Below are 11744 nucleotides of genomic sequence, written 5' to 3' on the forward strand. Positions count from 1 at the left end.
CGCGCAGCGTCAATGGCGGCGCGAGAGGATCGGGATGGCAGGAGCGAACGACAAGACACGGTTTTTACGCGAGGGCCTGTTCGCCAAATACGTTGTCTCCCTCGTCGGCCTCGTCGTGTTCGTGCTCGCCGTCAACGGCGCGATGGAGACCTGGATCTCCTACCGCGCCACCAGGACGTCGCTGATCGACGGGTTGGAGGACAAGGCGCAAGGCGCTGCCCGGCGGGTCGAGCAGTCGATCTCGGAGCTCGAGCGCCAGATCAGCTGGGTGACGCGGGCGAGCCAGGATACGCTCGAGAAGCGCCGTGCCGACTACGCGTCGCTCCTGCACCAGGTCTCGGTCGTCAGCCAACTGTTCCAGCTCAACGGCGAGGGCCGCGAGGTGCTGCGCGTCTCGCGCCAGTCGACCACGACGGGGAGCAATGCCGACCTCTCCCGCGACATGCGCTTCACCGACACCGTCGCCCGCGGCGTCAGCTACGCGCCGGCCTGGTTCGCCGACCGAACCCCTTACATGTCGATCTCGGTGGCGCATTCCGGCTTCAACGCCGGCGTCACTGTCGCCGAGATCGATCTCAGCTTCCTCTCCGAGCTCCTGTCCGACGCCCAGGTCGGCAAGGCCGCCTTTGCCTATGTGGTCGACCCGCGTGGCCGCGTGCTGGCGACGTCCTCTAGAGGGCCCGATGTCGGCAAGGATCTGTCGAAGCTGCCGCAGGTCGCGGCCGCGATCGCGCCCGGCGGCGAGCCGGACACGTCGGGCACCGACTTCAACGGCCATGCGGTGATGAGCGCCGCGAGCACGGTGCCGAAGCTCGGCTGGAGCGTATTGTTCGAGCAGCCGGCCACGCAGGCCTTGATGCCGATCCGCGACCAGCTCGTGCGCATCGCGCTCCTGATCGGCATGGGCCTGATGGTCGCGATCCTCGCCGGCACGCTGCTCGCCCGCCGCATGATCATCCCGATCACGGCGCTGCGCGACGGCGCCCACAAGCTCGGCGAGGGGGATTTCAGTCATCGCATCGATGTGCGCACCTCGGACGAGCTGGAAGACCTCGCAAGCCAGTTCAACCGCATGGCCGATCAGATCCAGGAGACCTATTCGAACCTGGAGACCAAGGTCGAGGAGCGCACCCGTGATCTCGCGCAGTCGATCCACGAGCTCAAGGTGCTGGAAGAGGTCGGCCGCGCGGTCGCCTCCTCGCTCGATCTCGATGCCGTGCTGCCGACGATCGCCGCCCGCGCGATCGAGATCACCCGTGCCGATGCCGTGCTGATCTACGGCTATGACGCGGATGAGCGCCGCTTCAGCCTGGTCGAGGCCAATGGCATCGGCAAATCGGCCGACGGTGCCCACCTCACCATCGACGAGGGCGAGAACATCCTGAGCGATGCGGCGATGACCGGCGAGCCGATTGCGCTGGCCGATCTCGACCATGCTTTCGAGCAGCCGTTGCGCGACGTCGCCGTCAATGCCGGCTTCCATTCGGTGCTGGTGGTGCCGCTGGTCGACCAGCAGGGCACGCTCGGTTCGCTGGTCGTGCTGCGCCGTGCCAGCGGCGAATTCGCCCCCAGCATCATCGGCCTGATGCGCACCTTTGCCAACCAGGCGGTGCTGGCGATGCGCAATGCGCGGCTGTTCACCGAGGTCGATCACAAGAGCCGCGCGCTGGAGGCGGCGAACGAGACCGTGCGCGCCCAGGCCGACAAGCTGCGCGAGCAGACCGAGCAGCTCAAGGACTGGAACAAGTCGCTGGAGGCTCGGGTCAAGACCCAGCTCGGCGAGATCGAGCGCATCCGCAAGCTCGAGCGTTTCCTGGCGCCGCAGGTCGCCCAGCTGATCGCCTCCTCGGACAGCCCTGAGGGGCTGCTCACCAGCCAGCGCCGCGAGGTGACCGTGGTGTTCTGCGACCTGCGCGGCTTCACCGCGTTCACGGAAGCAACCGAGCCGGAAGAGGCGATGAACGTGCTGCGCGAATATCACGCCGCGCTCGGCAAGCTGATCTTCAAGTATGAGGGCACGCTCGACAAATATGCCGGCGACGGTGTCATGATCCTGTTCAATGCGCCGATTCAATTCGAGGACCACACGAAGCGCGCCGTGAAGATGGCGGTGGAGATGCGCGACACGATCGGCCCGCTGACCGAGCGCTGGCGCAACCGCGGCCATAGCCTCGGCTTCGGCATCGGCATTGCGCTCGGCTATGCGACGCTCGGCCAAGTCGGCTTTGAGCAGCGGCTGGAATATGCCGCGATCGGCAGCGTCACCAACCTCGCCTCCCGCCTCTGCGGCGAGGCTAAGCCCAACCAGATCGTGGTGAGCCGCCGCGTCTACGGCATGGTCGAACCGTGGGTCGAAGCCCGCGCCCTCGACGATCTCCATCTCAAGGGCTTCAATCACCCCGTGCTCGCGATGGAAATCTTGTCCTGGCGCGAGGAGGTGGAGAACGTGGTGGATGCGGCCGCGGTGCGGCGGCGAGGGTAGCCAAGACAAAAGTGCGAAAACAACCCCATGCACAGTAGGCGGGGGCTGCAAGATCAATGACTTACGAGGGCCTCGCGCGGGTGGTGGCGTGGTTTGACACGTCGGGCAAAACACTGGGAGAAAGACATCATCTCTCCGACCCTCCCGCGAACCACATCCCTTCTGCGCTCACGCCCCCCGCTTCGGCCCGATCGCCTCGAAGCCGGCCTTCTGCTCGTCGCTCAGATCCGCCTCGAAATCGTCGAGTGCATCGCTGACGCCGCCGACCGCTTGCAGCATTGTCTCCAGCCGCGCCTTCACGGCGGCGAGGCGGGCCTGCGGTGTCGCGGCGGCCTCCGCCGGGCAGGCGCTCAGTGTCTCCACGGTGCGCAGAGTGGTGTCCTGGAGCACGTCAAGGCGGGCGCGGGCGATCTCGTCGAGCTTGAGCGTGGAAGCAATCTCGGCAACGGGCCATTGCTGCTGCACGAGCTGCTCGTATTGGCGCTGCGCCTTTTCGTCATAGCGAGGATCATAGTCCGGCTTGCAGGCGGCGGCCGCCTGCGCGTCCTTGGGCAGAGCCGCGGCAAGCGCGGCGCGACGCTCATTGGCGAGCGCATTGAGTCTTGCCTTCTGGTCGTCATTGAGGAGACCGACGAATTTCGAAAGCGGCGGCGCGACCGCGTCAATGGCCTTGATCATGGCCTGGAGCCGCTCACTCATCAGGCCGAGGCGCTCGGCGGCCGTGGCCGGGGCCTGCGTCGGGCAGGCGGCACGGATGGTGTCGCGCGCAGCGGCCCAGGCGGATGCGAGCTCGTCGAGCGCGGTGCGCTGCGATTCGTTCGGCGCCACGGCGGCGGTGACCCGCTCGACGGGGAGACCGCCGGCGTCGCTGGCTTCGCAAAGAGTCTCCGCGGACGGAATTCGCCGAGCGCGCCGGCCTTGCGGCGCGATGTAGGCGGCAAGTTCGGTGGCGACGTAGGGCGCGAAGATCGCCGCATAGATGTCGCCATAGCCATAGAGCGAGAGGCTGGTGGTGTCGCCGAAGATGATCGCGGTGGTGAGATCATCATGCGCGAACGGCCAGAACACCGGGCCGACCCAGCCATAGCTGCCGTCGGGATGGCGCCACCATCCCTGCGGACGGCGACCGCCCTGCCAGCCCGACAGCGCAGCCTGCGCCGTGAGCGCCGCACGCAGGACGTAAGGGTTGGCAGGCTGGCCGCGCTCGGCGCCGCGGGGATCCTGCGACCTCAGCGCGGCCGAACGGTATCGGCCACCGCGCACCGCCATGCGGGCATGGCGCAAGCGCGACATGCCGATCATGTGGCCGACGGCAAAACGTGCAACGCCGAGCGGACCGCCGCGCAATCCGAACTGGGCCTCGGCCTTGTCAGGCAGCAGCACTGCCACACACATGAGGGCAGCGCCCGCCAACGCCAGTCCCATGCGTCCGGACACGAAAGCTGACCCGACCACCTCGGCCTCCTCCCAGCGCCAAGCGCGCACTGCGTCGCATCACAATGACGCCTGGGGGAACCGATTGTTCCGGAGCGGCACCGGGCAAAGCGTCGCGGCAGCTCCCCGCTTGCGTCAGGACTATCGCGCATATGGCGCTTGGCCGGGCCTGAGGGCACGCCTCGTCCTTCGAGACGACCGCTCCGCGGTCTCCTCAGGATGAGGCTAGGCAGCATCGGTGCCTGTTGAAACTGCTGCCGCGCTCATCGTCCTCATCCTGAGGGCCCGCCTGAGGGGGCGTCTCGAAAGATGGCCGCAGAGAAGAGAGAAAGAAGAAAAACCGCCTCACTGCGCCTTTGGCGGCATCACGACGGTCTGGCCGGGATAGATCAAATTGGGATTATGGATCTTGCTGCGGTTGGCGTTGAAGATCACGGCGTAGCGGGCGCCGTCACCATAGGCAAGCCGGCTGAGCGCCCACAGGCTATCGCCGTGGGAGATCACGCGGCTGCCACCCGCTTCCGCCGGTGCACCATTGAGTGCGTCCGCCGGCGAAGCCGATGCCACTGCGGTCGCCGCCGGTGCGCGGGCCATGACCTTCGGCTTCGGCGCGCCAGTCAATCTGGGCCGAGCCGCGGGCCCGTCGGGTGCCGAGGCCAGGCGTGGCGCCGCCGAGGGCAAGGAGGCCACGACTTCAGGCCTGTCGTCGGGTTTCTCGGCCTGGTTCGGCGCTTGTTTCGCTTCTTGCTTCGCTTCCTGCCGCGCGGCCGGTACCGGGCGCGCGGGCGGCGGCGCGGCTTCGGCGATCGTCACCGGCATGGAGCGGGCGGATTGCGTGACGGTCCCGTCGGTCGATTTCGCCCGCAGGGTCAGCTCATAGGAACCGGCAGGAAGCTGCGGCGGGGTCATCACGAACTGCCCCGACGCATCGGCCACGACCGAATCGAGCGGCTTGCCGTCGCGCAAGAGCTCGACCTTCGCACCCGGTGTGGCCCGGCCGGCGATCACCGCGGCTTCGCCATGATCGTCGATCCGCGCAACGTCGAAACGGGGGCCCGCATCGGTCGCAGCCGCCGGCGGCTTGACCGGCGCGAGATCGGCCAGCGCCGCGACCTGTTTCTGCGTCTCGGCCAACGCACCCACCTTCGGCTCGGGCACCGGCGAGACGGTTGCGGCCGGCGCGCTGGCGGCAAGCTTCGGCTCTTCCGACTTGGGATCCTGTTTGAGTTCCGGTCTGGGTTCGACCTTTGCCTCCGGCTTGGCGGCGACTTCGGTCTTCGCCTCGCCCGTCAGCAGCAGGCGACGCAGGTCGGTGGCGCCGATCACCACCGCGGTACCGCCCACCGCGAGCAGACAGAATGCAATGAAGGCCTTGGATGCGGTGATCATCGAAAATGAACCTTAGTCAGAACCTGGGTCGCAAATCAGCGGACGCGGCAAATTGCGCCGATTTGGCTGCGGCAGCAAGACGATCATTGGGATGACAAGCCTCCGTTCAGGCGCGCCCCGGATGAACCGCGCCAGCCCGCGCGTTCCAATTCATCCTTCCCTAACCCTCGCTGGTAACGGGGTCTTGGCGGTTTTGCTGCATCTTGCGTTCCACGGGAGGGCTGGATGGGCACATCGATTGGATCGACCGCGCGGATGCGCGCGTTGCTGCGCCGTTGGCGCGGGGCACCGCTGACATGGCTGATCGTCGGCGGCTTCGTGCTGATGGCCGCGACCGCCGTCGGCACCGCGCTCACCGTCGACCGCTTTCGGCAGAATGCAATCGAGAGCGGCCGCGAGAGCCTGCAAAACTCCGTCCGCATGCTCGCCCGGCATTTCGACCGTGAGTTCGAGGACTTTGCGGTGCTCCAGAAGAGCATCATCGCCGAGCTCGAAAGTCATGGCATCGAATCCGCTGAGGTCTTTCGCAGCGAGATGGGCACGCTCGCCGTGCACGAGGTGCTGCGCGCAAAGGCCAGCGGCTGGTCTGACGTCGCCGGCGCCAATGTGTTCGATTCCGAGGGTGTGCTGATCAATTCATCGCGGCGCTGGCCGGTTGCCGCGATTTCGGTGGCCGACCGCGGCTATTTCAATCGCCTCAAGAACGATCCGGCCGCGCAGGAAGAGATCGAGATCGTACGGGGCCGGCTCGGCAACGGGCCGGCGATCGTGTTCGCGCGGCGCGTCTCCGGCCCGCACGGCGAATTCCTTGGGCTGGTCTCGCGCGCGATCGCGCCGGAGCAGCTCGAATCCTTCTTCGCCTCGACCGGGCTCGGCGAGGAATCCTCGATTGCGATGCACCACCAGAACGGCCAGCTGCTCGCACGCATCCCGCATGTCGATGACATGATCGGGCAGAACTTCCGCAAGGGCACGCCCGAGCAGATGGCGGTGTTCGAGCGCACCTTCGTCACCACCCAGCTCGCAAGCCCGATCGACGGCAAGGACCGCATCGTCGCCGCGCGCCTCCTCACCGGTGAGCCGCTGGTCGTGGTCGCGACCAAGTCGCTGGATGCAACGCTGGCCACCTGGCGCACGCAGACGAAATTCTTCGTCATGGTGGCCGTGCTGTCGATCGGCCTGCTCGTGCTGACGCTCTATCTGATCTTCCGCCAGGTGACGCACCGGCTCTCGCTGGAGAAGCAACGACTCGACACCGCGATGAACACCATGACGCAGGGCCTGTTGATGTTCGATCAGGACGAGCGGCTGATCGTCTGCAACCGGCGCTATATCGAAATGTACGCGCTATCCGCCGACGTGGTGAAGCCAGGCGTCCATTTCCGCGACGTGATCCGGCATCGCCACCACACCGGCTCGTTCCACGGCGACGTTGAGTCCTATTGCGACGATATCCTGAGCCATATCGGGCGCACCCAGAGCGCCATCGTCGAGACCGCCGACGGCCGCCTGATCGAGATCAAGAACCAGCCGGGCGCGGCCGGCGGCTGGCTCGCGACCCATGACGACGTCACCGAGCGCATCCGCGCCGACGAGCGCATTGCGCATATGGCGCATTACGACGCGCTGACCGACCTGCCCAACCGCGTGCTGATGCGCGGCCATCTGGAGCGCCGCGTCGCCGAGCTCGGCCAGGGCAAGCCGTTCGCGATCCTCTATATCGATGTCGACGAGTTCAAGGGCGTCAACGATTCGCTGGGACATGAGGTCGGCGACGAGCTGCTGCGCCAGGTCGCAAGCCGCCTGCGCGCCTGCGTCAGCGGCAACGACATGGTCGCACGGCTCGGCGGCGACGAATTCGCGATCATCAAGGCCGGCACCAACGATCAGGCTCAGCTGGCCGCGTTGGCGGAAACGATCTTGAATGCGCTGCGAGCGCCCGTCAATTGCAAGGGCCAGGAAATCCCGACCGACGCCAGCATCGGCATCGCGATCGCGCCCGATCACGGCGACAATATCGACGACCTGCTCAAGCGCGCCGATCTTGCGATGTATGCGGCGAAGTCGGAAGGGCGCCGCACCTTTCGCATCTTCTCGCCCGAATACGACGCCAAGGCGCGGCAGCGCCGGCAGCTCGAGCTCGATCTGCGCCAGGCGCTTGCGCGCGGCGAGTTCGAGGTGCACTACCAGCCGCTGGTCGACCTCGCGGCCAATGTCGTCACCGGCTGCGAGGCGCTGCTGCGCTGGCGCCATCCCGAGCGCGGCATGGTTTCGCCGGCGGACTTCATCCCGGTCGCCGAAGACACCGGCCTGATCAGCGAGATCGGCGAATGGGTGCTGAAGCAGGCCTGTACCGAGGCCGCGAGCTGGCCCGGCCAGATCCACATCGCGGTGAATGTCTCGCCGGTGCAGTTCCGATCGCGGACGCTGGCGCTCAAGATCGCCGCGGCGCTCGCGGAATCGGGGCTGGCACCGGGACGGCTCGAGCTTGAGATCACCGAGACCGTGCTGATCCGCGACGACGAGGAGGCGCTGACGATCCTCCAGCAGCTGCGCGAGCTCGGCGTGCGCATCGCGCTCGACGATTTCGGCACCGGCTATTCGTCACTGAGCTATCTGCACCGCTTCCCGCTCGACAAGATCAAGATCGACCGCAGCTTCATCAGCGACATCGGCGAGCCTGATGATTCCTCCCCGATCGTGCAGGCGGTGGTGCACATGGCCGCCGCGCGGCACATGGCGACGACGGCCGAAGGCGTCGAGACCGAGGCCCAGCGCGAGGTGCTGCGTCAGCTCGGATGCAGCCAGATGCAGGGCTGGCTGTTCAGCCCGGCCGTGCCGGCGGCGAAACTGAAGCAGCTCTTGTCGGCACAGGCCGCGGCGGCTTAGCGGCGCGCTCATTACGGCCGCTCCATCCGCGATGTCCGCGCAGCCATAGAACGCACCGGTCCGTACAAGTGCCGACGATTGATTTGAAGCTGGACTCGATCAGGGAGCGAGAATGACGAAGCGTGTTCCGAAAGCGAGTGTGCGCCGGTGTCAGCATCATGCTCGAAGATGAATGGACGCGCAGTGACGATCACATCCCGATCTCATCGGGCTTTTTCGCGCAGCATGCAGGATGACGTCGCGGAGGGACGAAAGCTCACATCAGGCCTTTTGCGGCACGGACTTCGGCGATCTCGGCGTCGGGATGGGCGACGATGGTGGCGAACATGATGCCGCTGATGATCAGCGACCAGGCGGTGTCCCAATAGATCCAAAACACGTGCCAGCCTCCGTTTCGATCTCCTCCGCCCGGGGATCAGGATAACGGCAAGGCGAGGCTGCCGTTCCCGGTGCGCATGCGGCGCTATTTTTGTTTGGTCGGCGGGGAGCTGCGACCGGTTTGACCGGTGTGGCGCTTTGCCACGACGTCCTCGTCGCGCTCGCCCTCAAGCGGACGCGGCGGCAGCTTGGGCTGGCCTTTCTGGCCGCCATGCTTGCCGCCCATGTCGGGCTCGCCTTCGAGATCGTTTTCACGGGGCATAATGCTTCAATGCGCTGGGGCGGCATTGGTTCGCCTGTGAACGAGGTCATAGGATCGCCGCGGTTTGCGGTGCACGATCGTTGCCCCGGGGGCATCGCGATTTCGACCGATGGATTAGGGCTGATGCGGAGACGACTGATCGCCTGGACCATCCTGACCTGCGGGCTGCTTGCGGTCACCGTATGGACCGTGCTCGGGCCGCCGAATCGCCCGCCCGGCCCGCATTTGCCCTCCCGCAGCGTGACGGCGGCGGTGCGGTAGCCATCCTGAGCCACCGATACAATTTCGGCATCGATCAATCCCAACTGGAATTTGGTGTGACGGCGCGCCTCCCGCTATCCTCAACGGCAAAACGACAATGCCGCACCGGCTTTGAGGAGGAGACCATGTTGAGACCGACCCGACGTATCGCGCGGCGCCTGCCGCGCGCTGCGATCGCCACCACCCTCGCCTTTCTCGCCCTCATTCCTGGAGTCCGTGCCGGCATGGCCGAGACCTTCGCCTATGTCGGCGACGCCGACAGCAACGACGTCAGCGTGTTCAAGATGGCCGAGAGCGGCGAGATGACGCCGGTGCAGACGGCCGCTTTTACCGGCATCGAAAAGCCGGGCTCCTCGACGCCGCTGGCGATCACGCCTGACAAGCGCGTGCTGATCGCCGGAATCCGCTCGCAGCCATACCTTGCGGTGAGCTTCGCGATCGATCCCAAGACGGGCCGCCTCAGTCATGTGGGCAACGGGCCGCTCGCCGACAGCATGGCCCATATCGCCGTCGATCGCAGCGGCAAATTCCTGTTCAGCGCCTCCTATGGCGGCAACAAGGTCGCGCTCAATCCGCTTGGCGCAAACGGCGTCGCCGGCGAGCCGAAGCAGATAATCCCGACCGGGCTGAACGCGCATGCCTTCCTGCCCTCGCCCGACAATCGCTTCGTGTTCGCGACCAATCTCGGCTCCGATCAGGTGCTGAGCTTTGCGTTCGACGCCACGACCGGCACGCTGACGCCGAGCGATCCACCTGCCCACAAGGTGCCGGAAAAATCGGGACCGCGGCACTTCGTGTTCCACCCCAACGGCAAGTTCGTCTATCTCATTCACGAGCTGAACGGCGACGTCGCGGCGTTCAGTTATGAGGCCAAGAACGGCGCCTGGACCGAGACCCAGCGCACCACCGCGCTGCCCGAGGGCTTCAACGGAAAGCCTTGGGCTGCCGACATCCACATCACGCCGGACGGGCGCTTCCTCTACGCCTCAGAGCGCACCACGAACACGCTCACCGCCTACAAGGTCGATGCAACAAGCGGCAAGCTGACCACGATCGGCAGCGTGCCGACCGAGAAGCAGCCGCGCGGCTTCAACGTCGATCCCTCGGGGCGCTATCTCGCCGCGGTCGGCGAACTCTCCGACGGCATGACGGTCTATGCGATCGACCAGAGCAGCGGCGCGCTCGCCAAGCTGAAATCCTATCCCACCGGCAAGAAGCCGAACTGGGTGGAGTTTCTGAGCCTGCCGTGAGGGAGGCGCGGCCGGCCTGCGCTAACATCGGTAGTTTCGCGCAGCCTGCCTCATATCACCGGGCATGGACCGTCAGATCGTCTTCAAGTGCCCCCGGACCGGCTTGAACGTGCAGTATCGGCTTGGCGACGATCATCTGCTCGACCGCTCCACCGGCATGACGGTCGGCGATCGCCGGAGCTGACGGCCGGTCCTGCACTGCGACCTGCCCCATCCGGCGGGAGCGAACCTGATCGCCAATCCCGCGACTAATCAAGGACTTGCCGCGGCGGCCCGCGCAGGCGTGGCGTCCCGCCGTGGGACAACGCTGCCGTAGTCCGGCCCGTTGCCATCTGCTATCGATTGAAGGGCTTGAACCCCATGGAATTTTCGATGCGTCATTTGCCCCGTGCCGTTGCCCGAAGCCTGTTTCCCGCAGCCATCGCCGGAGTGTTCGCTCTCGGCCAATATCCGGCCGGAGCCGCCGAGGACGATGCCCCCAAGGGGCCAGCAGTCACGGTGCTGAAGGTCGCGAAATCCTGCTTCTCCGACATCGTCGAAGCCACCGGCACGATCATTGCGCGCGAGGAAACGTCGGTGCGGCCCGAACGTCCGGGCCTGAAAGTGACCGAGGTGCTGGCGGAAGCCGGCCAGACCACCACCGCCGGCCAGGTGCTGGCGCGGCTGGCGCTGCCGGAAGGCGGCACGCTTCAGGTCACCGCGCCGGTGGCGGGCGTGATCGCCACGTCGACCGCGCAGATCGGCAATTTCGCCTCGGCCAAAGGCGAGGCCCTGTTCACGATCGTGGCGCGCAGCGAATACGATCTGGTCGGCATGGTCGCGACCACCGACATGCGCAAGCTCGCCGTCAACCAGCAGGCCACCGTGCGCATTGCCGGCGCCGGCGACATCGATGGCAAGATTCGCCGCATCGGACCGACCGTTGAGCCGAACATCCAGCAGGGCATGGTCTATATCGGCATCTCCTCGCAGAAGCGCCTGTTGCTGAATGCGAGCGGCCGCGCGCTGATCAAGACCGGGCAGAGCTGCAACGTCGCGGTGCCGCTGACGGCCGTGCAATATTCCTCGGCCGGCACCGTGGTGCAGGTGATCCGCCGCAATCGCGTCGAGACCAAGCGCGTCGAGATCGGATTGATGGCGGGCGGCAATATCGAGGTCCGCGACGGACTCAACGATGGCGACGTCGTCGTCGCCCGCGCCGGCGCGCTGCTGCGCGAGGGCGATCCGGTGCGCCCGGTGATGGCGAGCGCCGAAGCGGCGAAGTAGAGATTGAAGAAGCGCGATGCTTCACCCTCCCCTAGAGGGCAGGGCTATCGCATGTGGCCGAGGAGCTCAAAAAGAAAGGCATCGTTCCACCCGGCGCGCTTGAGCTTGAGGCGCAAGGAGATGGTGGTGTCAG

Annotated in this window: 8 protein-coding genes; 5 read left to right on the top strand and 3 right to left on the bottom strand. The window is 66.3% G+C overall.

Annotated features, from left to right (window positions below):
• Nucleotides 1–34: 34 nt before the first annotated feature.
• The gene (locus IVB01_RS03005) at nt 35–2482 is read left to right on the top strand and encodes an adenylate/guanylate cyclase domain-containing protein (RefSeq protein WP_247416790.1); all 2448 of its coding nucleotides are present in this window, start codon (nt 35–37) and stop codon (nt 2480–2482) included.
• 168 nt (nt 2483–2650) lie between these two features.
• Here the strand turns inward: IVB01_RS03005 and IVB01_RS03010 are convergent, their stop codons facing one another.
• Both IVB01_RS03010 and IVB01_RS03015 read right to left on the bottom strand, forming a co-directional pair.
• Nucleotides 2651–3907, bottom strand: coding sequence for a Spy/CpxP family protein refolding chaperone (locus tag IVB01_RS03010; protein WP_247416817.1), 1257 nt, complete (start codon nt 3905–3907; stop codon nt 2651–2653).
• Nucleotides 3908–4261: 354 nt separating this feature from the next.
• The gene (locus IVB01_RS03015; protein WP_247494242.1) at nt 4262–5305 is read right to left on the bottom strand and encodes a LysM peptidoglycan-binding domain-containing protein; all 1044 of its coding nucleotides are present in this window, start codon (nt 5303–5305) and stop codon (nt 4262–4264) included.
• Nucleotides 5306–5530: 225 nt separating this feature from the next.
• On the opposite strand from IVB01_RS03015, the gene IVB01_RS03020 reads away from it, so the two are divergent.
• Nucleotides 5531–8194: an EAL domain-containing protein gene (locus IVB01_RS03020; protein WP_247494243.1), complete on the top strand. Its 2664-nt coding sequence runs from the start codon at nt 5531–5533 to the stop codon at nt 8192–8194.
• Nucleotides 8195–8450: 256 nt separating this feature from the next.
• On the opposite strand, the gene IVB01_RS35410 is transcribed toward IVB01_RS03020, so the two are convergent.
• Nucleotides 8451–8573, bottom strand: coding sequence for a hypothetical protein (locus tag IVB01_RS35410; protein WP_346015472.1), 123 nt, complete (start codon nt 8571–8573; stop codon nt 8451–8453).
• A 120-nt stretch (nt 8574–8693) separates the two neighbouring features.
• Here IVB01_RS35410 and IVB01_RS03025 point away from each other — a divergent pair, with 120 nt between their 5' ends.
• The 3 genes from IVB01_RS03025 (at nt 8694) to IVB01_RS03035 (ending at nt 11611) form a co-directional block, all read left to right on the top strand.
• A complete protein-coding gene (locus tag IVB01_RS03025) occupies nt 8694–9095 on the top strand; it encodes a hypothetical protein (protein WP_247416793.1) in 402 nt (133 codons plus the stop codon).
• A 125-nt stretch (nt 9096–9220) separates the two neighbouring features.
• Nucleotides 9221–10345, top strand: coding sequence for a lactonase family protein (locus IVB01_RS03030; RefSeq protein WP_247278647.1), 1125 nt, complete (start codon nt 9221–9223; stop codon nt 10343–10345).
• Nucleotides 10346–10717: 372 nt separating this feature from the next.
• A complete protein-coding gene (locus IVB01_RS03035; protein ID WP_247278646.1) occupies nt 10718–11611 on the top strand; it encodes an HlyD family efflux transporter periplasmic adaptor subunit in 894 nt (297 codons plus the stop codon).
• Nucleotides 11612–11744: the final 133 nt, after the last annotated feature.

It is taken from the genome of Bradyrhizobium sp. 164, assembly GCF_023073715.1.
Classification (GTDB): Bacteria; Pseudomonadota; Alphaproteobacteria; order Rhizobiales; family Xanthobacteraceae; genus Bradyrhizobium.

Excerpts from the sequence above, each read along its gene's own strand:
- IVB01_RS03005 (WP_247416790.1), top strand. The coding sequence starts at position 35 with ATGGCAGGAGCGAACGACAAGACACGGTTTTTACGCGAGGGCCTGTTC.
- IVB01_RS03010 (WP_247416817.1), bottom strand. The coding sequence starts at position 3,907 with ATGGGACTGGCGTTGGCGGGCGCTGCCCTCATGTGTGTGGCAGTGCTG.
- IVB01_RS03015 (WP_247494242.1), bottom strand. The coding sequence starts at position 5,305 with ATGATCACCGCATCCAAGGCCTTCATTGCATTCTGTCTGCTCGCGGTG.
- IVB01_RS03020 (WP_247494243.1), top strand. The coding sequence starts at position 5,531 with ATGGGCACATCGATTGGATCGACCGCGCGGATGCGCGCGTTGCTGCGC.
- IVB01_RS03030 (WP_247278647.1), top strand. The coding sequence starts at position 9,221 with ATGTTGAGACCGACCCGACGTATCGCGCGGCGCCTGCCGCGCGCTGCG.
- IVB01_RS03035 (WP_247278646.1), top strand. The coding sequence starts at position 10,718 with ATGCGTCATTTGCCCCGTGCCGTTGCCCGAAGCCTGTTTCCCGCAGCC.